The following is a 26,696-nucleotide window of genomic DNA, read 5'->3' on the forward strand; positions in this document are numbered from 1 at the left end:
GGGGTGGCTAAAGGGACTTGAACCCTCGACAACCGGAATCACAATCCGGGGCTCTACCAACTGAGCTATAGCCACCACTGATTTTTACTAATATTGTTTCTAGGTTTGAAACAATGCGCGGATTTTAATGAGTTATCGTGCTTTGTGCAAGTAAAAATAATAATTAATCGAAGAGATTTGCTATTATTTTTCTTCGATTAATCTTACTTGCTAAAAATAAGGGCCTATTCGCGCTTTTATTACGATAAATACAGGTATAATATTATGCTGTTGCTTGTTGATACGCCCACGTTAACCAAGGTAGTAAGGCAACTAAATCAGATTTTTCAACGGTTGCACCAGCCCAAATACGTAAACCTGCAGGGGCATCACGGTAAGCACCTATATCAAAAGCAACACCTTCATGCTCGAGTAAGTTAATAATTGTTTTCACTTGCTCAGCATTCGCTTTTAATTCAAAACATACACTGGTATTTGAACAAATTTCAGGTCTTTTAGCTAAGAAGTTTATCCAGTCATTCTGCGCCACAAAATCCGATAGTACTTTTAGGTTAGCTTCACTTTTTGCAACCGCTGCAGACAAACCGCCAATTTCATCAACCCAATTTAATGCATCAAGGTAATCTTCAACGCATAACATGGACGGTGTATTAATGGTGGCGCCTTTAAAAATGCCATCAATTAATTTATTATTTTTGGTTAAAGCAAAGATCTTAGGGATTGGCCAAGCTGGTGTATACGACTCTAATCTTGCTACCGCTCGAGGACTTAAAATTAACATGCCATGAGCCCCCTCACCACCGAGCACTTTTTGCCAGCTAAAGGTTGCCACGTCTATTTTGTTCCAATCAAGATCCATAGCAAATACAGCACTAGTGGCATCGCAAATGGTTAATCCCGTGCGTTGCTCACTGATCCAATCGGCATTTTCAACTTTCACGCCTGACGTTGTTCCGTTCCAAGTAAAAATAATATCGTGGTCAGGATTGGCTTGCGAAAAATCAGGTAAATCGCCATATTCACCAGTAAAGATACGAGTATCGTCTAATTTCAGCTGTTTAGCGATATCTGTGCCCCAACCCGAGCCAAATGACTCCCATGCAAAAACATCTACTGGCCGCTGACCTAGCAATGACCACATGGCCATTTCCATAGCTCCTGTATCTGAGCCTGGGACAATACCCACTTTATAACCTTCTGGTAAGTTTAATAAACGTAAGGTTTCAGTAATCGCTTTTTGTAAACGTGCTTTACCGATAGTACTACGATGTGAACGACCTAAATTATCAGTATTAAGTGCAGCAAGATCATAACCTGGACGTTTTGCACATGGGCCTGAAGAAAAGTTAGGGTTGGCCGGTTTAATGTTCGGCTTAGTGTTCGGTTTCATTAATGTTCCTTGATCAATTGATCATTATCGCTACGTAGCTTATATAAATAAACTGCACCACAGCGAGCTCTGTTTAAGTGGGTAAATAGTGCCTCAATTTGCATAAGTATTCAATAGAATTGATATGATTTTACACAACAGATAAATCACCTTACACCTTTATCAATTTATCAAAATTACTGCTAAGATTAATATCAGGCTAACCGCAGGAAAACCTTATGTCACTAGATAAAATTACCGCACAAATAAAAGCACAGGGAGATAAAATTCCACCTGTTGAGTTATGGAATCCTGATTATTGTGGTGAAATGGATCTACAAATAAAAGCTAATGGTGATTGGTTTTATGCAGGTAGCATTTTTAAACGTCCTGCCTTGGTAAAATTATTAGCTTCTGTGCTAAAAAAAGAGCAAAACGACTATTACCTTGTTACACCAGTTGAAAAAATAAAAATTACCGTTGAAGATGTTCCTTTTGTACTAACGCAATGGCGCTGGCAAGATGACAGCAAATCAACCATGGTAGTAACTAATAATGTTGGTAATGAATTTATACTGGATGATAACCATCCAATAACAAGCAATGATAATGGTGAACTCTATGTCACTGTTCGACGTGAATTGTTGGCCAAGGTACATAGAAATGTTTATTACCAATGGGTAGACTTAGCCAAAGAAGTTAACACAGGCAAAGACACTGAATTAATCTTTAACAGTGCTGGGTATCAATTTAGTTTGGGAAAAATTTAAAATTGCGACTAAAATTGCGACTTAAGTTAAGCTGACGTCAGCTTAGGATACCGTGAATAACTTAAATAATATAACTTAAATTAATATGACTTAAATTAATATTTTATTCTATTTTAAGTCATACGCTAGTTGGATAGTTTTTTCTTACTTTAAGGACAACAACCATTATCTAAGTAATCCCCTTTTAAGGCTGACATTCTATCTCTAGAGATTATTAACATAAGGTAATTGATATTAAACGATAAATTATGCGTTATTAACATAAGTTCATTGTAAGTAGAGACATATATATGATAATAAAGTAATGGTATATATTATTTTAGGGCTTTTTGTGCGTTTTAACTTTTTTAACGTGGCTTGCTCCTTTTTTATGTACTATTCGCCCATCAGGTCTTAAACACCCGATCTTAATGGTAAAGTTTCAACTATAAGGAACAACTTATGAAGTTTCACATGCTCGCGTTAGCGGTATTATCAACCACTCTTTTAGGGTGCGGTTCGGCTGAAATACCAACAGAACAAAAAGCGGAGCAAAAAATAGAACAACCTAAGCCACAAGCTATGGTGGTAACAGCTAATCCTCATGCTACAGCAGCTGGACTAGAAGTGTTAAGAAGCGGTGGTTCGGCAGTAGATGCAGCTATCGCTATTGAGTCAGTATTGAGTCTTGTTGAACCTCAAAGCTCCGGTTTAGCTGGTGGTGCATTTATGGTGCATTACGACAATGAAACAAAAACATTAGCTGTGTATGACGGCCGTGAGTCAGCACCAAGTGGCGCTACACCAGATATGTTTATGTTAGAAAATGGTGATTCTATGCCATTTATTCAAGCGAAAACCAGTGGTTTATCTACCGGTGCACCAGGAGTTGTAGCTATGCTATCTATGGCTCATAAAGATCATGGTACATTAGAATGGGGCAGCTTATTTAGCTATGCAAGTAAACTAGCCACTGAAGGCTTTGAAATTTCTCCACGTTTATACGGTATGTTAGAGCGTTTTGGCAAATTTATCCCAAGTACGCCTGAAGAAGGCCCTACCGATGCTTTTGAATATTTTTATGACGATGCGGGAGCTCCTCACCCAACTGGCTATCTCTTAAAAAATCCTGAGTACGCAAAAACACTAGCAATTATTTCTAAAGACCCTACGGAGTTTTACCATGGCGATATTGCTCAAAAAATAGCGGCTATGGTTCAACGAGAGCCTAGAGCGGGTTCTTTAACTGCTGAAGATATTGCCGCCTATAAAGCTGTTAAGCGCACTGCATTGTGTCAAGATTATCGAGATGCTCAAATATGTGGCGCGCCGCCGCCGTCATCTTGGTTAGCTGTTGGCATGATTATGGGCATTTTAGAAAATGGTCCACGCCCAAGTGCGGCAGGTCCTGCTGATCCAAAAAATTGGGCTGTTATGGCGCAAGCACAACAACTCGCCTATGCCGACAGAGATCAATTTATTGCCGATCCTAACTTTGTCGATATGCCTATTACGGGCATGTTAAATAAAGAATATTTAGCGAAACGCGCTCAACTTATTTCAGATAAAGCCACCCCCCTGACATATGCGGTAGGCAATCCTTGGGCATACAACGATTCAGCTAGTCAAACAACGGCCGGTATTGATGCTACACAAGATGTACATGGTACAACTCATTTTGTCATTGTAGATACAAAAGGTGATGTTGTGTCGATGACAGCAACGGTTGAAAGCATTTTTGGTACTACGCGTATGGTTGGCGGTATGTTTTTAAACAATCAACTTACTGACTTCTCTTTTCAACATCATGATAAAGACGGCAATGCCATTGTAAATGCGGTTGCGCCAAACAAGCGACCTCGTTCGTCAATGTCGCCATCAATTGTGTTAGATAAAGAAGGTGAATTCTTAATGGCAACAGGCTCTCCAGGTGGTAACAACATTATCGCCTATACCGTTAAAACCTTAGTAGGTGTGTTTGAATGGGGTTTAGATCCACAAGCTGCTGTTGACTTACCCAATATGGTTGCCCGAGGCAAAACCGTTCGTTTAGAAAAAGATGCTGCTCCAGAGTCATTAATTTCAGCAATGAAAGACATGGGCTTTGATGTTGATTCATCACGAGGAGAAAATTCAGGATTAAGTGTGATTATGCGCAAGCCTGATGGCACACTCGAAGGTGCAGCAGACAAGCGACGAGAAGGCGTAATAGGAACACTTTAAAGCTGCTTTCCTTAACTAACTTCGATTAACTAACTTAGAAACTAAATAAAGCGAATTATAGATAACGTTAGTTACCAAGCATTTGATTATATATGCACTCTCATTGCAAAGCCTGATTCTTTATCAGGCTTTTTCTTTCAGTTTTATACAAGTATTAACTTTAAAACATGATACTTGGCTAAGTTAAATAACCCGAGAAAAACGTTGTTGGTTAATATGCTTTTTCATATAGGCATCAAAGCTCATACAAATATTACGGATAAGTAATCGAGCTTTTTGCTCAACTTTAATTTCTTTCACATTATTTTCAACTAAACCGTCTTCAATAAATGATGTTAATAACGGTAAATCTTCAGCAAAATAGTCATCAAAGTTGATATTATATTTTTCACTAATCTTTACTTTGCTAACATAAAGGTTACACATTAACTCTCGAATAACTTCACCACGTAAAATATCATCGTCAGTTAAACTAACGCCACGCTCAAGTGCATGTTGTTGGCTTTCAATCGCGTTATAATAGCTTTTTAAGTCTTTAGTATTTTGACCAAACGAACGTCCAATATTGCTAATCGATGACACGCCAAGCCCCAGTAAATCACAACCGCCTTTAGTAGTATAACCTTGAAAATTACGATGCAAAGTACCATCACGTTGAGCAACAGAAAGCTCATCGTTCGATTTAGCGAAATGATCCATACCAATAAAATCGTAGCCATAACTACAAAGTGTTTCTATTGATAACTTCATTAAGGCAAATTTTAGTTTTACATCAGGCAGCCATTCATCACGTAACTTACGCTGTGCAGCAAAGCGACTTGGTAAATGGGCATAGCTGAACAATGAAATACGATCAACGTTCCACTCGTGCACTTTGTCTAAAGTATTTTTGAAGTTTTCTAAGGTTTGATGCGGTAAACCATAAATTAAATCGACATTAACAGACTGAAAACCTATCGCTTTTGCATGACCAATAAATTCACCAATAAACTCGGTTGACTGCACACGGTTTATTGCTTTTTGTACTTTTAAATCTAAATCTTGTACACCTAAGCTTAACCGGTTGAATCCTAATGAAAATAAGTGTTCGGCTAAATCCATCTGAATTTCGCGAGGATCAATCTCAATACTCATTTCTAATTCATCAGAAAAATCGAATTTTTCTTTTAATAGTGTCACCAAGGTTGTAATTTGTTTATGTGTTAAAAAGCTTGGTGTACCACCACCCCAGTGTAGCTGTTTAACTTTATACTCAGTAAATAATGGGGCTTGTAGGGCAATTTCTTGCGCTAAATAATCAAGGTATATATCAGCTTTATCACGGTGGCGAGTAATTACTTTATTGCAACCACAGTAATAACAAAGGGTATGACAAAAAGGAATGTGCACATATAGCGATAATTCACGGTTAGGTGAATCTTTTACCGCTTGAATAAAGTCATCATGCTTGAACTCATCATTAAACTCTAACGCAGTAGGATATGAAGTATATCTAGGGCCGCTGGTGTTATATTTACTGAGTAATTGATGATCGAAAAATTGACTTGCTTGCATGATGTTACCCGTAATTTATCTAAGCTAAAGCGATTAATAACGCGTATTATACTTAGATTAATTTCGAGTTTATTGATTCAACACAAGCAATGATCGAAATGTGTAAGTTATTTAAACTTGCTTCTTATGTTAAATAACCCACATTAATGTCTGTAGTTACGTAACTGAATTTGTGGCCTTTAAGGCACTGATTCTTTCTGTGACATACTGTTTCAATAAGCCAAGATCTGTCACAATATCATCATGTAATTTTGCTTCACTAGTCATACGTTGATAATCTTCTTTCATCCGCTGTTTTTTATCGAGTTTTTTTCTATCACCAAGAATTGAAAGATGCTTTATTTCTTCATATTGTTGAAATATCGCAGGAAATTGTTGGGATAATTCACTGCTCAATTTTAAAGAATCAAGTAATACTGACAAACGCCAACATCCCTCACTAAAATCACACTGCTCTTCTTGCATAGCACGTACAATGATTTGCACACTAGCAAGTATTTTATCATCATGCTTAGCTAAGGCTTGCTGACGCAGTAGTTCATTTTGCTGTTGGGCGCGTTTTTGTACACTCAATTGTTTCAACAATTTACCTGCATAAAATGCTAAGCTTAAAACGATAATTACCGCAACAACAACGGCAATAAACCAGTATGGATTCATATTCATTAACCTTAGCTATTATGTTATTTAGTTGAATCAGGTAAAGTGGAATTGTCTAACTTATCCCATAAATCTTCTTCAGAACTAATGCTCGTGTTGATGATTTCGTCTTCTTCATCATCTAATTCAGCGCTTATTTCTTCATGACGTTCCATCATGTTGTTAAAGTAGTTAACTTCTTCGTGCGTTAAATCGATACCATCTTCTTGTTTAGCCAAAATAACTTGTAACTGCTCATCTTCTTCAATATTAGCTAATTCTTGCGCTAAACTAAGCTCCACATCAGTATCATCATTTACAGAACGTAATGCGGCAATAGGATCTTGTTTCGGTTTACTGGTTTTTACTTTAGCTTTAACTGGCTCATTTTTAGCTGGCTTTACAGGAGCGCCTAAATCGATAGCTTTTTTACTGCCAATACGAGGATCTTTATTCAGATTAGCCTTTTGCTCTAAATTATTATCTAGCTGTGCTTCTTGTTGGCGGTTACCCGGCTTTTTACCTGTTTTTTTACGCACTCTTTTTTCAATATTAGATAATTCAACTTTACTTAATTTGGCTTTCGCTGTTGGCGCGCCACCTGGTTTTCTAGATTTTTTTGTACGAGACATGAATATGATACTTTTTTAACGATTAATTGCGCTATTTTACGCCATTAACCGTTAAAAAGTAATGGATAGTTTCTAGTTTTGGATAACCGTATGAATGGTTTTGAATAATGTGCTTTTCTAACTGCTTTTATTCATGCAACCAAGCGGCATGTCGTGGTGCTTTTTTGGTTTTCGACCACTCTTCAACCATATCATACCCCACACGATTCAATTCTTTATATTGCTCTGGCGTACCTGTGTTAGCAGCTAACTCTAAACGATGCCCGTTAGGATCAAAAAAATAAATTGACTTAAACACCCCATGATTGACTGGCCCTAAAACATCGACACCTTTACTTTCCAATGTTTTTTTTGCTGAAATGAGTGCTTCAACACTTTCAATACGTAAGGCTAAATGTTGTACCCAAGCCGGTGTATTTTCATCTCGTCCCATATCAGGCGAGTTGGGAATTTCAAAAAAAGCGAGCACGTTTTCATTGCCAGCATCTAAAAAGATATGCATGTAGGGATCAGGCGCTTTAGTCGAAGGAACTTCATCTTCAGCAATTGCTAACACTAAATCCATGTTCAACTTATCTTTATACCAATCGGTTGTTTCTTTGGCATCTTTACAACGATAAGCGACGTGGTGAATTTTTTCAATATTTATCATCATTAGGGCTTCTTAAACTTAGCTAAAGTATGATCTAATTTTAATCACACCTTAGTTAAGTTCGCTAATTTTAGCCCTATTTAAGTACTTATGAAACGTCAGCAATTCACTACGCTTGATTGTATAGAAATTATTACAACGCTAAGTTATGTTCGATTTGAATATCTAGACTCGAATAGCTAAATTCCATAGCTAAGTTTTAGAGCTAGGCAAGTATTACTGTTTTATCACCATTCAAACAGACGCGTTGCTCAGCATGGATCCTTACCGCATGACTTAAGGCTGTTGCTTCTAAATCATGGCCCATATGAACCATCTGTTCGATAGTGAAAGTATGATTAATTGGTTTCACTTCTTGCGCAATAATAGGTCCTTCGTCTAAATTAGCTGTTACATAATGCGCTGTTGCACCAATAACTTTTACACCACGCTTATGTGCTTGATGATATGGGCGAGCCCCTTTAAAGCTTGGTAAAAAAGAATGATGAATATTAATAGCACGACCCGCTAATTCTCGACATAAATCATCAGATAAAATTTGCATGTAACGTGCAAGTACCAGTAAATCCGCATCACATTTATTCATTAACGAGAGTATTTCGGCTTCTTGCTCTACTTTTGTCTCTTTCGTAATTGGTAAATAATGGAAAGGAACACCATGCCATTTAGCAAGTGGCTGGCAATCTTGGTGATTAGAAATGACGGCAACAATATTAATGGGTAAAACACCTGATTTCCATTTAGTTAATAATGATACTAAACAGTGATCATCCTTTGAAACAGCAATAACGACGTTAGGTACATCGTTTTTATTACGAAGCTTATATTCCATATTGAGTGGTTTAGCTAACTCATCTACAGCTTCTATAAACTCATTTGCTGATACCGTTAAATTTCGATCATCGAAGGCGATACGCGAAAAAAATGTTTCTGTATAAGGGTCACTATATTGCGAAGTTTCAGTAATAAAAGCGCCATGCTCAAATAAACTTTGTGAAACTTTTGCTAAAACGCCTGTATTATCCGGACATTGCCAAGTAAGAATATAATGATTAGGTGTGGTCATGATGATATTTTGCTACTGAAATAAAAAGAAGCGATATAATTGGCTATTTTGATGAATTATTCCAGTATTTTCATAGTCTTTTTGGCTATATCTTTTATTCTTGTGCTCCTTCACTAGATAAATGATGTCTTTTCAAAATATAAAGCTGCGCAATTCTCTCTCTTGCCCAAGGAGTTTTACGTCAAAACTTTAAACTAGATTGAATATACTTGCTAACTAACAATAATTAATATTATAACAAAAATACATCAAAAAAAGGCACCACACTTTTAAACAAGTTAAAAGATATGATGCCTTTAGTTGACTGAATAAACAGAAATAACAAGCTAGGAGTTATTTAACGCTTATTGCTCAAACTATAGAGCTTAGTATTGCAAACAATGAATGCTTAAGAGAAATACTTCTCTAAATCATCTGCACCGCCAATATGTTTTCCGTCAATGAAAACTTGTGGCACAGTGTCAGCATTAGTGATTGCTCGCATAGCTGAAATACTAATTTCATCGCCTAAGGTTAATTCATCAAAAGCTAAACCTTGTTTAGCTAATAATGTTTTAGCTCTAGCACAGTGTGGACAACCTGGTTTTGTAAACAAACTAACTTTCGTTGTTTGAACTGCTTCAGGGTTAATGTAAGCAAGCATAGTGTCAGCATCAGAAACTTCAAACGGGTCGCCTGGTAAATCAGGTTCAATAAACATTTTTTCAATAACACCGTCTTTAACTAGCATAGAATAGCGCCAGCTACGATTACCGAAACCAATAGCATTTTTAGCAACAAGTAGACCCATACCATCAGTAAAGTCACCATTGCCATCGGGGATAAAACTAACATTTTCAGCATCTTGATCTGCAGCCCAAGCGTTCATCACAAAGGTATCATTGACTGATACACAAATAATTTCATCTACGCCATTTTGCGCAAATTTACTTGCTAGCTCATTGTAACGCGGTAAATGCGTTGACGAACAAGTTGGTGTAAAAGCGCCAGGTAATGAAAAAACAACAACGGTTTTTCCAGCAAAAATTTCTTGGGTATCGCGTTCACTCCAACTGCCATTAACGAACATTGGAAATGTTACTGAAGGAACTTTTTGACCTTCTTTATTTTCGAAATTTGCATTTTGAGCAGACATTTGTATTCCTTATTTGATACTAATTTATTTAAATTTACATGTTGGCATTTAATGAAGCTATTATTTAGTAAAAAGCATAATAATTAAAGTGATTTAAATAGATACTCTTAATCTAAAAAACAAATACACGATAATTATACTAATAACTATTGTAATAACACTCTGTATATTTACAAGGCTGATCGACCAGAGAATATCATTTGATATGTAACAGAAAAAATATTCAAGAGGAACAAGCTAAATTCTCTATTAACTTGCAATAGCAATAAAATATGCTTACTTGGCAAATAGCGATAAAGTTGCTATCAATAGTGCACAATAATATTAGCGTAAAGTAGACACTATAATGCAATTACCGGAAGACGGAGTTTATACTATTGAGCGGCAAAGTAATATTTTACTTATTGATATACAAGGCGCTTTTAATGACACTGTTTCTGAACAGTATCACCAAGATATAAAAATTATTACCGAAAAAATGAGTGATGAGCCTTGGGCTTCTTTAATTTCTTTTCAAGATAACAGCCTTTTTACCCCAGAAGCAGAACAAAAATTGGTTGAAACAACAGAATATCGTGTTGATAACGGCATGATTGCAATTGCTGCTGTTATTATTAATAGTGCACATGCTGATATTTTACAAATGCAATTACAACGCGTATATCAAAGCTGTTCTATTCAATTTAATTTTTTTAGTGATATAAAGCCTGCTCGAAATTGGCTAAATAGTTTTATAAACTAAAGACTTCACCTTTGTTAACAGCACTTTTTATCGTAAGCTTTATACTAAGTTGATTCCATTTATTAGATAACGTTTACCTATGCAATTATCCTTACAACCTGCTACCTTAATTCAGCGCTACAAGCGTTTCCTTGCTGATGTGACATTAGCAGATAACTCACCTATTACAATGCATGTTGCCAATACTGGTGCGATGACTGGTTGTGCTGAACCTGAAGATACGGTTTGGTATAGCACATCTACTAATCCTAAACGTAAATATCCCCACAGTTGGGAGCTAACACAAACTAAAAAAAATCACTTTATCTGTGTGAATACGATTCGAGCAAATGAACTAGCAGAAGAAGCAATTCTCAATGGTACGATTACAGAATTACAAGACTTTACAAAATTAGAAAGAGAAGTGAAATACGGGGAAGAAAATAGTCGTATAGATATTTTATTAAGTAATCCTAATAACGCTAACATTACTGGCACTATAAAAGCGAAAACCTATATTGAAGTAAAAAGTGTTACTCTACTTGATGGCGATCAAGGCTACTTTCCCGATGCCGTTACAGCTCGAGGACAAAAACATTTAAGAGAGCTAATGAGTATTGTAAAAAGTGGTCATCGAGCCGTATTATTATTTACCGTATTACACACAGGCATCACAAGTTTTAAAGTTGCCGCACATATTGACCAAAAATATGCTGACTTACTACAAGAAGCGATTGAATCAGGAGTTGAAGTATTGATCTATAAAGCAAAAATAGACTCTGAAAACATATCATTATCTGAACAACTTTTTTATAATCAAGCATTCGAATAATTACGTATTTTTATGAGCAATAAAATACTGTTAGCGTTGTAAATAGCCCTTTTACAGAACACTTAACAATATAAGATCAATAAACTTTAGGGCTATTTGTTTTTTTCAATCAAGCCATGGTTAACGGCGTATCGTACTAATTCTGCTAGCGTTTCGACTTTTAATTTCGTTTTTATATTTCGACGATGCGCATCAACGGTTCTAAAGCTAATATCTAGCTTACGGGCGACTTCTTTGCTTGATAAGCCACTCGCCACATGTGAAAGAATAACTTGCTCACGTGTGGTTAACCTTTCATTATCAGCTTGCATTGGATTTTCAATTAACATTTTTGAGATAGAGCTACTAAAATGAGTATTACCTTTAGCTACCGCTTTGATCGCAAAGTAAACTTCTTCAGACGAGGTATCTTTGAGCACATAACCACTAGCGCCAGCATCAATAGCACTTCGAACAAATTCTGGTCTATCATGCATACTAAAAATAAGTACACGCGTCTCTGGAAGTTGCTCTGATATGATCTCAGTCGCATCGATTCCGTTCATTTTCGGCATACTTACATCCATGATAATAACATCAGGCTTTAACTCTTTTGCTTTACTTAAAGCCTCAGCTCCGTCATCTGTTGCCCCCACAATTTCAATATCATCATAAAATGCTAAACATGCCGTTAAACCACCTTGTACCATAGGGTGATCATCAACAAGCATGACAGAAATTTTTGACTTATTATTATTATCTATCATCGTCTTTCGTTCTTATTGTTGCTGCGTTGAAATGATTTACAAAACTAGCCATTGGTATTTTGACGGTAATAAGTGTACCTTTTTTCGATGATTTTATGTCAAACTCACCTTTATGATATTGAACTCTCTCAGCTAAATTTCTTAAGCCAATGCCTTCATAGGAAGTATTATTATTTTCAATATCAAAGCCTTTACCGTCATCTTTTATTGTTAATATTAGCCAGTCATCCTGTATTGATAAACTTATAATAACACTTTTGGCCTCTGCGTGTTTTTGAATATTCGTTAAGGTTTCTTGCACCACTCTGAAAAGGGTGGTGTTGATAAAGTCAGGTAATAATTTTCTTAATGTAGGTTTGAATACTTGAATCGCTACACCAGTCCGTTTAGAAAAATCTTGCGCGATAGACTCGATGGCAACAGATAAGCCTAATTCGTCAAGTACTTGCGGGTGCATATGATGAGAAATTCTGCGTACTTCTTGAATAGCGAAAGCGAGATTTTTTTCCGCATGCGTAAGCGGCTCTGGTTTTTCTTGTTTATTTTTAAGTAGCGTCAACCGAGTTGCTTCTAAAGAATATTTTATGGAAACCAATATTTGAATAATACCGTCGTGTAACTCTCTCGATATATGACGATTTTCTTCTTCTTGAACATCAATAACTCTTTGCCCTAATTCATTTATTTTTTCTTCAGCCCTTTTCTTATGACTAAGGTTGACCGCAATACCAAAGAGAAAAATAAAGAAGATAGAGGATAGAGCGACCACTAAAATAATTTTTTTGGTTCTGTTGATATGTCGGCTAATTTCATTTTTAGTTTCATTGAGTTGTTTATATACGTCATCTAAATAAACGCCTGTTCCTATCATCCAATCCCAACGCTCTATCATGGTTGAATAACCCATTTTTTCTGAAGGTTGACCTTCCGATGGTTTTGACCAGTTGTAGCGATAAAAGTCGCCACCTTTTTGCGCATTTTTTATTAATACTTGAATGATCATTTCACCGTTGTCATCTCTTAAATCCCACCAGCTTTGACCAACTCGATTAGGCTGTTTGGGATGAACGACACTATTGCCATTGGTATCATAAATAAAGAAGTATCCATCGTCTCCGTTATAGAGCATATTTTCAACAATATCCGCCACTACGCCTTTTACTTTATCGTCATTATTTTTGTCTATAGGGTACATATGCTCTACAGAAGTAAGCGCAATAGAAGTGTAATTTTTTAGCTCTTGCTCTTTTTGTTTTATTAAAAAGATTTCAAGCTCTTTTACTGTTTTCACCGAAAGCTCTCGATACTCATTAGAAACCAAATAATAAGTAATGATTGAGGTCAAAATCACCTGAAAAATAGCAATATATAAAAGTCGTAGTGGTAGTGTCATGATTTACCTTTGTTATTTAATCAAGGAATCTTCTTGTTGATTATTATAAAAGAATGCAAATAACCATTTGTATTCGGCCGGTCAACTATCATCACAAATATTAGAAGACTTTACTATCAACTGATACTGAAAACGTACTATTACCTACGTATTAATACCTAGTATAGATCGTATAACTAGGTAGGTAAGTAAGTGTTTATACGAATAGTTAACATGCCCCATTTTTGCGAGAGTATACGAACTTTAATAAGCGTATTAAACGCAAAATGGGGAAGATTACAATGTCAAAATCAATGATTATAAAAGCGTTGTTAGTTGCATCAGTTGCATTTTCTGGACTGGTAAATGCTGCTGGCGATGAGAAAGTTAGATGGCGATTAGCTGAAACATGGGGGCCTAATTTCCCTATCTTCGGTGATGCACCAAAAAATATGGCGAAGTTAGTAAAAGAATTATCTAACGGTCGTTTCACTATTCGAATCGATTCTGCTAATAAGCATAAAGCTGCTTTTGGTATATTCGATTTTGTTAAAAATGGCCAATACCAAATGGGTCATTCAGCATCATATTATTGGAAAGGTAAAGACTTTAACACTATGTTTTTTACCACGGTTCCTTTTGGTATGACAACGGCTGAACAATACGCCTGGTTCTACCATGGTGGCGGTATGGAGCTAATGAAGTCGGTTTACGACAAATACGGCATTATGTCGTTCCCTGGTGGTAACACAGGTAACCAAATGGGTGGTTGGTTCCGCAAAGAAATCAACACTGTTGAAGATCTTCAAGGTTTGAAAATGCGTATTCCAGGTTTTGCTGGTGAAGTATTAGCTAAGTTAGGTGCTAAACCTACTAATATTCCATCAGGTGAGCTATACACAGCGTTAGAACGTAATACCATTGACGCGTTAGAATGGGTTGGACCTTCATTAGATTTACGTATGGGCTTCCATAAAATAGCACCATACTATTACACTGGCTGGCATGAGCCTGCAACTGAACTTCAGTTTATGGTAAACCAAAAAGCTTATGATAAATTACCTGAAGATTTACAAAAAATATTAGTTGCAGCAATGAAGTTAGCGGCATACGACATGTATACCCAATCAACGCATGAAAGTGGTAAAAACTTAGCAACAATCCAAAAAGATTTCCCTAATGTGAAAATGCGTACATTCCCTAAACCAGTAATGGATGCAATCCAAGTTGCTAACAGTGAATTACTTGCTGAATTTGCAAGTAAAGATCCAAAAACTCAAGAAATTTTAGACTCAATCAAAAGCTACCAAGAACAAGTACGTGCTTGGACAAACTTCTCTGACCGTGCCTACTTAGACAGCTTTAGCGCTAAGTAGAACGTCCCTCTAATCTATAGTTACTTACTTTGCTTAAGTAAGTAACTATGGAGGTTATTATTATGAAAACCTTATTAAATATCCTTGAAAAATTTATCAACGCTGTTGGCTCGCTCTGCAGTGTATTAATGATCTTGATGATTCTGAACGTCTTTTACGATGTGGTAATGCGTTACTTCTTTAATGATGTCAGTATTGCAATGCAAGAGCTTGAATGGCACCTTTATGCGGCTATGTTTATGTTCGGTATTGGCTATACATTGAAAGAAGATGGCCATGTCAGAGTTGATGTTATTTACGATCAACTGTCTAAAAAATCACAAGCTATCATTAATATCGCCGGCTCTTTATTATTTGCCTTACCATTTACATTATTAATTTTACATTTCAGCTGGGACTATGCACTAGAAGCCTACACTATGGCTGAAGGCAGTGCAGATCCGGGTGGATTACCTCATCGCTGGATTATCCGTAGTGTTATTCCTGTTTCATCTATTTATTTACTCGTTTGTCTTTTATATGTAGTGCTCACTCAAATTAAAAGCCTTTCAACTCTTGTTCCAGAAAAAGGAGAGAAATAATGACGGGTTTAATTTTATTTGTCGTCGCTTTACTATTTTTATTCTTTGGCTATTCAGTTGCTTTTACATTTGCTGGCGTATCAGTATTGGTCGGTGTACTTGCCTTAGGCTTAGATCTTTTTTCATTTATGCCATACCGCATTATGAGTGTAATGGAGAATACCACCTTAATGGCAATTCCTATGTTCGTTTTCATGGGGATCGTTTTGCAAAAAACGGGCTTAGCTGAACGTTTACTAGAATCTTCAGCGAAGCTGTTTGGTAGTATTGCTGGTGGTGTTGCTATTTCAACTATTATTGTTGGTGCTTTATTAGCGGCTTCTACCGGTGTTGTTGGCGCGAGTGTTGTGGCAATGGGGGTTATATCTTTACCAGTAATGCTTAAGAATAAATATCATGAACCTACTGCGGCTGGTGTTATTTGCGCCTCAGGTACTTTGGGTCAAATTATTCCACCTTCAATTATTTTAATTATTCTTGGCGATGTGATGGGTGTTCCTGTTGGCGACTTATTTAAAGCTGCTGTACTTCCAGGTATGTTACTCATTGTTGTTTACACCATTTATATTTTAGTTTTAGGTAAAGTTAAACCTGAATATTGTCCTCCTATGGAGATCACTGAAAGTAAAGCTGAACTTTTAGTGCAAGCGACAAAAGATATTATTCCACCATTATTACTTATCGTAACGGTTTTAGGATCTATTTTTTCAGGTATTGCAACGCCAACAGAGTCTTCTGCTATTGGTGCTTTAGGCGCAGTTGTTTTGGCTGTTTTCTATCGTAGTTTTTCTTTCAAGAAATTAAACGATGTATCTAAAGAAACAGTAAAAGTAACATCGATGATCTTCGCTGTACTAATTGGTGCAACTGCATTTTCTATGGTATTTAGCTACTCGGGTAGTGAATATATTGTTGAAGAGTTCTTCTTAGACTTACCTGGCGATAAGTGGACATTTTTATTGATGTCTATGTTAGCGATATTAATTTTAGGTTTCTTTATCGATTTTATTGAAATAGCGTTTTTAGTTGTACCTATTTTGGTACCTGTCGCTATGGTGTTAGAAATAGATTTGGTGTGGTTTGCCATTTTAATTTCAATGAATTTACAGACATCCTTTTTAACACCACCATTTGGCTTTAGCCTTTTCTATCTAAAAGGTGTAGCGCCGCCCTCACTTAAAACAACAACAATATATAAAGGTGTAATTCCTTTTATCCTAATGCAGATAATGGTTCTAGCACTGGTCTTATTTTTGCCTGAATACTTTATCTTCACATAAGAAAAACATAATAAAAAACATAAAAAAAATTGGGGATATGATAATGAAAAAAACAGCACTCTTTTTAGCAATTGGCAGTTCTTTATTGGTGACAAATTCAGCTATAGCTGATGTATCAGTTTACGGACGAATTACTTACAATATGCTAAAAGATGATACCTCGAAGGATGTATATTTTGGTCGTCATGAATTTGCAGAATCAAATTTTGGCCTTAAAGGCACATTTGATTACGGTAATGTAAAGTTTGGTGCTCAGTTAGAGGTTGGTTTAGATGAAGGCGTTTCTAATGTCCTTCACACTGAGGGAAATTCACGTACACGTATCCAAGAACTATCTATAGCCGGTGATTTTGGTAAAGTAAAATTAGGTACAGGTGCGGGGATTACTTGGATTATTTCTGATGTTGATCAATCAGGTACTTGGTGGTCAGATCCATTAGGGATGAGTCAGCGTTTTGGTGCAAGTCGTCGCGGTCCAGCGGCTGAGAGTCAAACACCACTTGTACAAGCTCAGTCTATTTTTAATGAGCGTATTATTTATGAATCACCAACCTTTTTAGACGGTGCTAAATTCTACGCCCAAATGAGTGAAGCGAGCGGCTACGAGGTGGCAATTAAATATGTCGCTAATGGCTGGCGAGTAAATATTTGGAATGTGGATTACGGTGATGTTGATCGTGATGATGACCCACAAGCAAATATAGATGAAAATACTACAGCAGGCTTCTTAGGCGCAACAGAAGGCCGAGGTATACTTGCTGGTTATAAACATTCATCTGGTGTTAACTTTACTGCTACTTATGGCACAGCGGATCAGGTTGATGACAGTACAAGAGAGTATCTCAACTGGAAATTAGGCTACACCAAAGATAAACATGCCGTCAGTATTAGTATGGGTAATTACAGCTCTGAAGATGCTGCAGGCGTATCTGGTGCTGACCATACTCGTACAACATTAGCGTATAACTTTAAACCCTTAGCTGGTGTACAATTATGGGCACAAGCAACAAAAGGCGATACTGATGATCAAGAATCTTTTAACGCTTTAGTTTTAGGTGGTTTAGTTAAGTTTTAATCATTATTAATTAAAGGGTAGCATGGTATTTTACCTGCTATCCTTTACTCGTTATTTGGAGAAAAACGATGAAACATACGCTAGGTATCGCTATTACATTATTAACTATAAGTTCTGCTACATTAGCTGATAATGAAATGGAAAAAGAGCCAGGACTATTTACCGGTAAAAAAGGAGCATTTACCATACTAAAAACTGATAACCTTACCGCTGAAGCACAGCCTCAAAAGCACGCTGAACAACAAGGCAACACTTCTGTAGAAGATATCATCCCTACTGCACCGGCATTATCAAAGAAAGCTGAGTTCGCTTTATTCAAAAAATGGAAAGAACATAAAGAAAATAATACTGCACAATACCAAGAATTTTTATTGTGGTTAGAATATAAAGAAATTAGCCACTAATTATTATAGTGGCTACTCTTCATATAACTCATAGTAACGAGGTTTAGCGCTTAAAATGGGCCAGTAGTTAATTCCGGCGTTTGCCAAAAACTTTTCCAAATATTATTACCATGCAAATAATAAATATCATCACCATGGAATATTGCTCGGTCATCCCAACCAGAAATATATGTTGGCTCTAATGCCATAAGAGCATTCACACTGCCCTTATCAACTAATAAGGCATCGGTATCATCACCTGTAACCTCAATAAGTTGTAACGCATTATCTCTAGTCCAAATATCTATCTCATTACCTGTTTCAAGATTCACTACCGTTTCTGTCAACCATTTTTCAACGGGTAAACCAAAACGATGTGTGCCATTTGGCATTTTTAAGTAAGTCAGTGCATGATAATTATATTCAACAGGCGTATAACCATCCTTATAAACAATCGAATTAATCTCAAGAGGATTATTCATATTACTAACATCGAATAAACTAATTTTAGCTCCTTCAATAATAGGGATACTTTCTGCACTATCAATCGCGATAGCATCAATGAACACCATTCTATTAGGATCAACATTCTGCCCGATACCCACTAACAAGTTATCAGAGATCGGATGTAAATAAGAAGAGTAACCTGGAATTTCGAGCGCACCTGCTATCTTTAATTGTTCTGTGTCACTAAGATCAAGTACATATAGTGGATCAGTATCTAAAAAGGTAACAACAAAGGCTTTGTTTTCAAAAAAACGAACAGCTTTGATATCTTCTTGTACGATACCCTCATTATTTACTTTACCTATCTTATTTGGGTAGGTGTCATTCGGAAGTTGCGCAACAAGCTTTAACTGGTTGCCTGATGGACTAAGAATATTTAGGCGATGCTCATAACCAACACTTTGATTACCTTTAGTGGTAACAACCCTTAAATTATTGTCTTTTTCACTAAACCTAAGGTTTGATAACCCCCAATTAAAACGACCATCTAATGTACCAGAGGCAACATAATCAATATCCTGTTTCGCAATTGAAAATTTATGAATAATAGATGTTTCTGTCGTTTGGTTATTTTCATATTGATAATCCGTGCCATATAAATAGACAGACGTAGGCGTAGCATAAAGCCCTGATACTTGCGTGTTGATGCAAACTGAAGAGATGCTATCAGGTTGAGTTAAATCAACGGTTGTTAAGGTTACAATACCATTAAAACCGTCTTTATCGGTTGAGTTTGCTGGTAAATAACAATTTTCTGGTTCAACTAAGTTACTGGTATTACCTTCTGAATCTGTTAACTGTGGGAGAAAATCACTAATATTAGACGCAAATACATGTTGATAATTTTCCAGTTTTTCAGCGTCAGTTGTTGCATAAGGAAGTCCTGAAACATAAGGTGAGAAACTACTCACAATATACAACACATTATCGACACGTCGACTATCAATGATAGAACCATCCATAGTATAAGAAGTTGTTATATTAGGTGCTGCTTGATTGCTAACATCTAATAACGACAAATTGAAATTTTGTTCTGTAGGAAAGAACATATCAATAGCAATAGTTGAAGTTAGCATGCTATTAGCAATAGAGTAATCATAAATATTCGACAATACAGCCAGTGTATTTTCTCTCAAATATAAGCTATTAATCGATGAAGCGGCTTTGCTTACCACAGTGTTGGACATTTCCCTAAGGCCACCTTCTTCATTGCGTTGCACAATGCGTATTGATGTTTTTGATGTCTCTTGAGTCGCTCCTTGCTGTTGATAAGAGTCATCATTGGCAATATACATATATTCGCCGTCATATTTTAAGCGGTCACCTTCAGCTACCCCAGCTTCTTGGTTGATCGTCAATGAATAATTACTTTGTTGACCGCCTTCATTACTTATCGATTCAGTAGCGTTGGCAGTATCAGCATTAATGGGCTCTAAAAAACCAGTTTTTTGAGTACTATTAAGATAAACCCCATTTTTTAAATGGTGCTCAAAATCTGTTGGATTTGCAGCTTTCAAAGGAGTTAACGCTATAGACATATCATTAAGCGAAGGAACTACTTGAATATTTTCTTCAACAGGTGCTTCTGTTTTTTCATCGCTACCACAACCGACTAACAGAAAAAAATAACCGAGAAGTATTAGCTTTTTATCCAACATTTTGTTCTCCATGTAATTCATATATAATTTATACTAATGAACATTATATAACGTAATTAATACTTACTGGATTTTTTATATTGTTATTAAATGCAACCAAATGTAATTGGATGTAATTGAAGCTAGCAATAGTGTCAAACCGTGGTAAATTATACAGTAATGTCGCTCAAGATACCTCTTTCATAAATCATGAATAAAAACGTATCTTTTATTACTGGTTATACCCCTTAAACTTATATTTGGATCGATTTATTCAAATGTTTACCAGGGCTAGCTTGAGTGGATATACTCTAAACCAAAGGTAGCTTATTACTTGAAATATTTTTTTTTACTCTTATTACTCTTTAGCCAATATTGCCGAGCTGATTGTAATCAAGAATCTGACCAGTGTGCAATTGTTGGAGAATGGAATTTTGCAGTTTCAGTAGGCGCTGGTGTCTATACTAATCCTCTAAATGGTGGTGATAATACTCCTTTAATCCTTATTCCTGAAATCAGTTACTATGGTGAGAAAATATTTTTTGAAAATAACACCTTAGGTTATACCTTATTTAATGGTCAACAGTTGGTTGTCAGTACAATTATCCAACTAAACCATGAAAAAGCTTACTTTACCCGCTGGCATCCTCAAAATATTTTTTTAGACAGTAGTGCTCCAAGTAATATTGTTGATAAGGATGAAGTAGACAATGCTGAGGGCAACAATGACAATGACAGTATTATACCAGAAATTACTATTGACGATGTTTCAAGTAAACGCTGGGCTGTAGATAGTGGCATTCAGTTAAATTGGTTTATTGATTCAAGCACTGATGTTGAAGTGCAAATTCTCCACGATATAAATAATGTCTATAACGGGTTTAATGGCCAATTTCAATTAAATCGGATGCTAAGATTTGAGCAGTTACCCAATACAAGAATGTCATATAGCTTTGGTACGAATGTTAACAGTAAAAACTTAGTCGATTATTTCTATGGCGTACCACCAGCACAAGCACAAAATAAAACCCAAGCCTATCAAGGGAAATTAAGTATTAACCCTTACTTCCGCTTAGCGCTAGTACATCAAATATCTGCAGATTGGAGCGCAAAATTTAATGTTAAACGTGTATTTTTAGATAGTAATATGACTGATAGTCCTTTAGTAAAAGATAATCATATTAATACTATTTTTGCAGGAGTCACCTATGACTTCTAGCAATGTTAAAAATATTCTTGGTTTTCTGATATTAAGTAGTTTGTCACAATCAGTAGCCGCATATTCAGACACAAAATTAGTCATTAAACCTACGGTTTGTATGGTAAAAAAGCTTGGCGATACCTGTAAAATGACAGTAAAAGTAGCCTGGCAAAGCGAGCAGTTAATCGATGCTTGCCTGTTTCAAAATGATTTACGTTTAACTTGTTGGCAAAATGCTCGTGATATTAATACAGATATCGAAATTTATCTTGATCAAAATATGCAATTTACCTTAAAAAACGATCAACAAATATTTGCCAACCAAAACGTAAAAATTAATACGGCAATACCGAATAAATATCGTCGTCGGTTACGTGCAAATTGGAGCTTTTTCTAATGGGACATATATTACTTGTCGAAGATGATTTACGTTTAGCTAATCTTATTGCTAAATTCTTGAAACAAAATGGTTTTCAAGTATCGATGCTTCATCAAGGAGATAATGTTGTCAATTTTCTACAAAAACACTCTCCAGATTTGATTATTTTAGATGTCATGCTACCCAAAGAAGATGGTTTTTCTGTTTGCCGTAAAATTCGTAATAGCTATGCTCAGCCAATAATATTTCTAACTGCAAAAGACAGCGATTTTGATCATGTACTGGGTTTAGAAATAGGTGCCGACGATTACATCATCAAACCTGTTGAACCTCATGTGCTTCTAGCCAGAATAAACATGCTGATGCGTCGTAAAAAACACAGTGAAAAAATGTCAGTAGACAATTTAACCTTTGGCCAATTGAGTATATTTAAAACATCGCGACAAGTAACATTATCATCTGAGCCAATTGAGTTGACTAGCCACGAATTTGAACTACTTTGGTTATTGGCAATTAATGCGGGGGAACCACAAAGTAGAGAGTATATTCATAAGCAAATGATCGGTCGAGAATATGATGGTTTAGATAGAAGTGTTGATGTTAGAGTCTCGCGCTTAAGAAAAAAGCTAGGTGATTGCACTAAAAATCCATATCGTATTATTACTGTTTGGGGTAAAGGTTACTTGTTTAGTAGTAGTGCTTGGGAAGAAAACCATGCTTCTAACATACAACCCAATGATAACCACTAGGCTGGTAGCATAATTTTGAATCGCCTTTTCATCAATTTATACCTAGTTATAATCATCGGTTTATTATCAATTAATTGGCTATCTGAGCAACTTTGGTTGCACTTTGTTGATGCAGAAACTCCCGCTAATCAACAATGGCATCACCTTGAAAAAGTGGCAAAATTTTTACCTTTATTACATCAAGAAAAGTCGCAATCAACTGATTCAACAATCAAACTCCTTAGCACAGCACTTGAAGTACCAATAGTAGTAGCCCCCATGAGTGACTTTTCTTGGCTCAGTGAACAAGAAGAAAAATTATTATCAGGAAATATAGTATTAAATTATGATGAACAAGATAACGTTATTCTCTATGTTAAAATTTTAGATAGCCCAACTGTTTACCAACTAGGACCATTCACTAGAAATAACCAGCTAGAAACTCATAATCAACACTTCAAGTGGATTTTCTTATGTATTTCTTACTTATTACTCGCCGGTGTTATTGCCTTATGGACTAGACCTTTATGGCGAGACTTAAATCAACTGACCGATATGGCTGGAGATATTGCCAATGGTAAGCTGGATGTCGATGTATCGACAAATCACCACTCTCCGATCAAGCAAATTGTCATCACCTTTAAAGATATGGCTCATCGAATTATTCGTCTATTATCGGATCAAAAGCAATTGGTTAATGCAGTTTCTCATGAATTACGTACCCCCTTATCAAGACTTAAATTCTCTCTCGCTATGCTTGAAGGGGCAAACGAAGCGCAGCGTAAAGATATGGCACAAGATGTTAGTGAGATAGAAGCACTGATTGATGAAATGTTAAGTTACGCCCGTTTAGAAAATATTAATCAAGATATTAAAAAGTCACCGGTGGAATTAACAGCGTTAATAACTCATCAAGTCTACAAGTTGCATAGGCTTGATGATTTGCAAATAAAATGGCAAACACCTAAACCTTGTTATTATCATTGTAATGAACACCTGCTTGAACGTGCACTACAAAACTTATCAACCAACGCTCTACGTTATGCGAAAAGTACGATTGAAATAAGCTTATTAGTATCCAAACATCACATAGAAATAATCGTTGAGGATGACGGACCAGGAATTGTTAAAGAAGATAGAAGCAAAATATTTAAACCTTTCTTTCGATTAGAATCGCACCGCAATCGCAGTGAAAACCAAACAAAAGGGGGCTATGGTTTAGGCCTTGCAATTGTTCAAAGAATTTGTGAATGGCATAAAGCAAGCTGTACGCTAAGTGATTCGACGTTAGGTGGATGTAAATTTGTAATCACTTTACCTAAAGTAACCTGAGCTCGGTTTAATAAATTAAAAATATCTTAAACCGAGTTCAGGTTAAAGTAACTTAATAACGACATCGATTACCACCTGGATTTAGAGCATTAGAACACCTAAACTATGCTGGCAAAAAAAAAGCATAGCCGGTTACCCAGACTATGCTTTATTTTCTAACACTAAAAATTTTAATATTAATACTTTGTAGTTCAGGTCACTTACTTAAAACTTGTAACTTATGCCAACTTCTAATGAGCGCTCTGGACCAACATAAATACCTTGGCGTAAACCAGTAATGTAACGTTTATCTGTCAAGTTCTTTACAGCGCCAAATAAACGTAAATTATTAGCTAAATTATATTGTGCCGTTAGATCTAACAACGTATAAGATGGCATTAAACCACCCCAAATTCCGCCTGCCGCATCTGTTGGGATCTCTTCAATATTACTCGCATCACCATATTGTTCGCCTCGATGATGAACAGTTAAGGCTGTGCTTAAGCTTTCATATTGGTAGTTCAATATAAGATTAGCGACTATTTTTGGCGCATACGGTAATCGATTACCTTGGTTTTCACCACTTTTAAACTCTGAAGTAGGAACCCAAGTAGCGTTAGTATCAATACTGAAACCACCACCCAGGTTATAGCCTAGCATGAACTCCATACCTAAATGCTCAGTTTCACCACCGTTAGACTGTGATAAGTTTGGATCGCTGTTACCCGTCACTACCTGATTACTGAAATCCATAGCAAAGGCAGCAACTTCATAATTGATATCGCCCTTATTACCACGAAGCCCTAATTCATAATTAGTTGAACGTTCGCCATCTAAATCTTGATCGGTAAGACCATCAAGTGCCACACCATTAGAAGCAGGTGAAAATGCACGATATACGCCACCATAAACCTGTGCTGAGTCGCTTAGGTTATAGGTTACCCCAACACCTGGTAAAACTTCAGTATTGGTCGTTTTAGCTGTGCTATTATCTTCAGTTAATATCAGACGCTTTTGCTCGTATGATTCAACTCGTAAGCCTGGGGTAATCGCAAAACGTTCACTTACTTCAATACGTGTTTGTGCATGTGCAGCATAACTGTCTGCAGAATCAATTCTATGTCGATCATTAACACCTGTGCGATCAGCAGCGCGTGTAGCTCGGATGCGCGTATCATTTGATTCTTCTTGCATAAAGCGTAAGCCGAACTCACTATCTGCTGTCAGACCAAATAACTGATGATCGAGTGTTAAGCGAGTTTCTATACCCACACGTTCGAATGAACGGTTATTACCCGTTAACGTGTCTTGATAAACCCATCGTCCAGCATCGTTTGAAGCATCAGTATCAACATCATAACGCCAATAATCACGGCTTACTTCACTCCAATACACTAACGTTTTCAAAGTAGCTTGCTCAGAAATAGCTAACTCATGGTTAATATCAAACGCGGTACGATCTGTTAAAAATTTATCATCTGCTCCTGGGTTGTAATCAGCACCAGCTAAATAATCATCCTTTAACAAACCACGATAAGAAATATCAGCATCATTTTCATAACGTGAAATTTTAAGACCAATTTTTTGACCATTAGCTAAAATAACACCAGCCTTAGCCATAACATCAGTCATTTCATAGCCTTTATCCATAAAACCATCACTGGTAGCATGTGTTGCCACAACACCAGCAAAAGCATCACCTGATTCGTTCTTGCCACCAGCTTCTAAGCTGATTTCTTGCATATTAAACGAACCAGCTCGACCTGTCAGCATAACACCATCATCAGGTGTTTTTGTTTGATAGTTTACTACACCACCAATAGTTGATGGACCATAGCGAAGTGACGATGAGCCTTTCAATACTTCAACTTGCTCTATGCGTTGAATACGAGGATTGAAGTAACGCTCATTACCAATAAATAAGCCAGGTGCTACAGGAACACCATCTTCTAACATAAGAGATTTAGATTCACTCGCAGATAAGCCACGAATACCAAAGTTGGCCACAATTGAGGTTTCTTCTTCACTTTTAGTGTTAATACCCGGAATACGACGTAAAATATCTTCAGTAGATAGTGGTTGAATTTTCTCAATTTGTTGACGATTTACCACTACAACAGATCCGGTATGATCTAATATTACCGAATTGGCATTACCTACCACATCAATAACTTCCATTGCTGGCATAATTGTTTGGCTTTCGTTTTCTTCACCACCACCTTGCTGTTCAGCAACTGTATTTAATGATACTAAAGCTAATGTAATTGCTAGCGATAGCGATGACTTTGTGGTCCGCATAATGAATATCCCCTAAAAATTTAAATATACTTGTAATAAATGAGCGCAATTAGAGCATAAAACAAAATGCGAATCAATATCATTGGCCTTGACTTTAGCTATAAATAAGTAAGTAGATAAGTACGATGAAACAACACTAATGCTGGCAAGGAATAACAAGCTAGCTAATTACATTACAATTTTTAAAAATTTAAAAAGACAAAAAAAAACCTGTCAGTATTTCACTGACAGGTTTTAACCCTAAGGTTTA

At 36.3% G+C, this 26,696-nt stretch carries 24 protein-coding genes and 1 tRNA gene; 13 read left to right on the forward strand and 12 right to left on the reverse strand.

All coding sequences use genetic code 11. The features are described 5' to 3' along the window. Positions 1-2: 2 nt before the first annotated feature. Both Q4496_RS10255 and Q4496_RS10260 read right to left on the reverse strand, forming a co-directional pair. Positions 3-75, reverse strand: a tRNA-His gene (locus Q4496_RS10255). A 187-nt stretch (positions 76-262) separates the two neighbouring features. Continuing rightward, positions 263-1,390 (reverse strand): phosphoserine transaminase, encoded by a 1,128-nt coding sequence (locus tag Q4496_RS10260; protein ID WP_303610405.1) that lies wholly within the window; start codon positions 1,388-1,390, stop codon positions 263-265. Positions 1,391-1,608: 218 nt separating this feature from the next. Between Q4496_RS10260 and Q4496_RS10265 the strand changes: the two genes are divergently transcribed. After that, a complete protein-coding gene (locus Q4496_RS10265; RefSeq protein ID WP_215973940.1) occupies positions 1,609-2,139 on the forward strand; it encodes a DUF1285 domain-containing protein in 531 nt (176 codons plus the stop codon). Between the two features lie 441 nt (positions 2,140-2,580). Continuing rightward, positions 2,581-4,341, forward strand: coding sequence for a gamma-glutamyltransferase family protein (locus tag Q4496_RS10270; protein ID WP_303610406.1), 1,761 nt, complete (start codon positions 2,581-2,583; stop codon positions 4,339-4,341). A gap of 183 nt (positions 4,342-4,524) precedes the next feature. Here the strand turns inward: Q4496_RS10270 and hemN are convergent, their stop codons facing one another. From hemN to Q4496_RS10300, 6 genes are all read right to left on the reverse strand, one after another. Then, entirely contained in the window at positions 4,525-5,895 is a 1,371-nt protein-coding gene (hemN, locus tag Q4496_RS10275) for an oxygen-independent coproporphyrinogen III oxidase (RefSeq protein ID WP_303610407.1), read from the reverse strand. Positions 5,896-6,051: 156 nt separating this feature from the next. Then, entirely contained in the window at positions 6,052-6,555 is a 504-nt protein-coding gene (locus Q4496_RS10280) for a DUF2489 domain-containing protein (RefSeq protein WP_303610408.1), read from the reverse strand. Positions 6,556-6,578: 23 nt separating this feature from the next. Beyond that, positions 6,579-7,166: a Der GTPase-activating protein YihI gene (gene yihI, locus Q4496_RS10285; RefSeq protein ID WP_303602468.1), complete on the reverse strand. Its 588-nt coding sequence runs from the start codon at positions 7,164-7,166 to the stop codon at positions 6,579-6,581. 127 nt (positions 7,167-7,293) lie between these two features. Then, positions 7,294-7,818, reverse strand: a complete 525-nt coding sequence (locus Q4496_RS10290; protein WP_215974026.1) for a VOC family protein — start codon at positions 7,816-7,818, stop codon at positions 7,294-7,296. A 205-nt stretch (positions 7,819-8,023) separates the two neighbouring features. Beyond that, the gene (gene purU / locus Q4496_RS10295) at positions 8,024-8,884 is read right to left on the reverse strand and encodes a formyltetrahydrofolate deformylase (protein ID WP_215973945.1); all 861 of its coding nucleotides are present in this window, start codon (positions 8,882-8,884) and stop codon (positions 8,024-8,026) included. Between the two features lie 388 nt (positions 8,885-9,272). Then, a complete protein-coding gene (locus Q4496_RS10300) occupies positions 9,273-10,019 on the reverse strand; it encodes a glutathione peroxidase (protein ID WP_215973946.1) in 747 nt (248 codons plus the stop codon). 346 nt (positions 10,020-10,365) lie between these two features. Between Q4496_RS10300 and Q4496_RS10305 the strand changes: the two genes are divergently transcribed. Both Q4496_RS10305 and sfsA read left to right on the forward strand, forming a co-directional pair. Continuing rightward, complete coding sequence (locus Q4496_RS10305) at positions 10,366-10,761, forward strand: hypothetical protein (protein WP_215973947.1); 396 nt, start codon at positions 10,366-10,368, stop codon at positions 10,759-10,761. 79 nt (positions 10,762-10,840) lie between these two features. Then, positions 10,841-11,572 carry a DNA/RNA nuclease SfsA gene (sfsA, locus tag Q4496_RS10310; RefSeq protein WP_303610409.1) on the forward strand — a complete coding sequence of 244 codons (732 nt, stop codon included), beginning with the start codon at positions 10,841-10,843 and terminating at the stop codon, positions 11,570-11,572. A gap of 92 nt (positions 11,573-11,664) precedes the next feature. Here sfsA and Q4496_RS10315 read toward each other — a convergent pair whose 3' ends face one another. Next, entirely contained in the window at positions 11,665-12,318 is a 654-nt protein-coding gene (locus tag Q4496_RS10315; RefSeq protein ID WP_215973949.1) for a response regulator transcription factor, read from the reverse strand. Further along, positions 12,308-13,711 (reverse strand): cache domain-containing protein, encoded by a 1,404-nt coding sequence (locus Q4496_RS10320; protein ID WP_215973950.1) that lies wholly within the window; start codon positions 13,709-13,711, stop codon positions 12,308-12,310. Before Q4496_RS10320 ends, Q4496_RS10315 begins: the two co-directional genes overlap by 11 nt. A 293-nt stretch (positions 13,712-14,004) precedes the next feature. On the opposite strand from Q4496_RS10320, the gene Q4496_RS10325 reads away from it, so the two are divergent. From Q4496_RS10325 to Q4496_RS10345, 5 genes are all read left to right on the forward strand, one after another. Next, entirely contained in the window at positions 14,005-15,066 is a 1,062-nt protein-coding gene (locus Q4496_RS10325) for a TRAP transporter substrate-binding protein (RefSeq protein WP_252727613.1), read from the forward strand. A gap of 62 nt (positions 15,067-15,128) precedes the next feature. Continuing rightward, a complete protein-coding gene (locus tag Q4496_RS10330; protein WP_215973952.1) occupies positions 15,129-15,647 on the forward strand; it encodes a TRAP transporter small permease subunit in 519 nt (172 codons plus the stop codon). Next, positions 15,647-16,927, forward strand: coding sequence for a TRAP transporter large permease subunit (locus Q4496_RS10335; RefSeq protein ID WP_215973953.1), 1,281 nt, complete (start codon positions 15,647-15,649; stop codon positions 16,925-16,927). The genes Q4496_RS10330 and Q4496_RS10335 overlap by 1 nt, the downstream gene beginning before the upstream one ends. Positions 16,928-16,970: 43 nt before the next feature. Beyond that, entirely contained in the window at positions 16,971-18,002 is a 1,032-nt protein-coding gene (locus tag Q4496_RS10340; RefSeq protein ID WP_303610410.1) for a porin, read from the forward strand. Between the two features lie 68 nt (positions 18,003-18,070). Further along, positions 18,071-18,406 carry a hypothetical protein gene (locus Q4496_RS10345; protein ID WP_215973955.1) on the forward strand — a complete coding sequence of 112 codons (336 nt, stop codon included), beginning with the start codon at positions 18,071-18,073 and terminating at the stop codon, positions 18,404-18,406. 50 nt (positions 18,407-18,456) lie between these two features. Here Q4496_RS10345 and Q4496_RS10350 read toward each other — a convergent pair whose 3' ends face one another. Next, positions 18,457-20,550 carry a beta-propeller domain-containing protein gene (locus Q4496_RS10350; RefSeq protein WP_215973956.1) on the reverse strand — a complete coding sequence of 698 codons (2,094 nt, stop codon included), beginning with the start codon at positions 20,548-20,550 and terminating at the stop codon, positions 18,457-18,459. Positions 20,551-20,863: 313 nt separating this feature from the next. On the opposite strand from Q4496_RS10350, the gene Q4496_RS10355 reads away from it, so the two are divergent. Genes Q4496_RS10355 through Q4496_RS10370 form a run of 4 tightly spaced genes read left to right on the forward strand, consistent with a single transcriptional unit; the run spans position 20,864 to position 24,169 of the window. Beyond that, positions 20,864-21,748, forward strand: a complete 885-nt coding sequence (locus Q4496_RS10355) for a MipA/OmpV family protein (protein WP_303610411.1) — start codon at positions 20,864-20,866, stop codon at positions 21,746-21,748. Continuing rightward, positions 21,738-22,127, forward strand: coding sequence for a DUF3019 domain-containing protein (locus Q4496_RS10360; protein ID WP_215973958.1), 390 nt, complete (start codon positions 21,738-21,740; stop codon positions 22,125-22,127). The genes Q4496_RS10355 and Q4496_RS10360 overlap by 11 nt, the downstream gene beginning before the upstream one ends. Beyond that, positions 22,127-22,858: a response regulator gene (locus Q4496_RS10365; protein WP_215973959.1), complete on the forward strand. Its 732-nt coding sequence runs from the start codon at positions 22,127-22,129 to the stop codon at positions 22,856-22,858. Before Q4496_RS10360 ends, Q4496_RS10365 begins: the two co-directional genes overlap by 1 nt. Positions 22,859-22,873: 15 nt before the next feature. Further along, positions 22,874-24,169, forward strand: coding sequence for an ATP-binding protein (locus Q4496_RS10370; RefSeq protein WP_215973960.1), 1,296 nt, complete (start codon positions 22,874-22,876; stop codon positions 24,167-24,169). A 204-nt stretch (positions 24,170-24,373) separates the two neighbouring features. Here Q4496_RS10370 and Q4496_RS10375 read toward each other — a convergent pair whose 3' ends face one another. Next, complete coding sequence (locus Q4496_RS10375; protein WP_303602462.1) at positions 24,374-26,446, reverse strand: TonB-dependent siderophore receptor; 2,073 nt, start codon at positions 26,444-26,446, stop codon at positions 24,374-24,376. Positions 26,447-26,696 lie beyond the last annotated feature (250 nt).

It is taken from the genome of Colwellia sp. 5_MG-2023, from assembly GCF_030547795.1.
In the GTDB taxonomy this organism is placed as follows: Bacteria; Pseudomonadota; Gammaproteobacteria; order Enterobacterales; family Alteromonadaceae; genus Colwellia.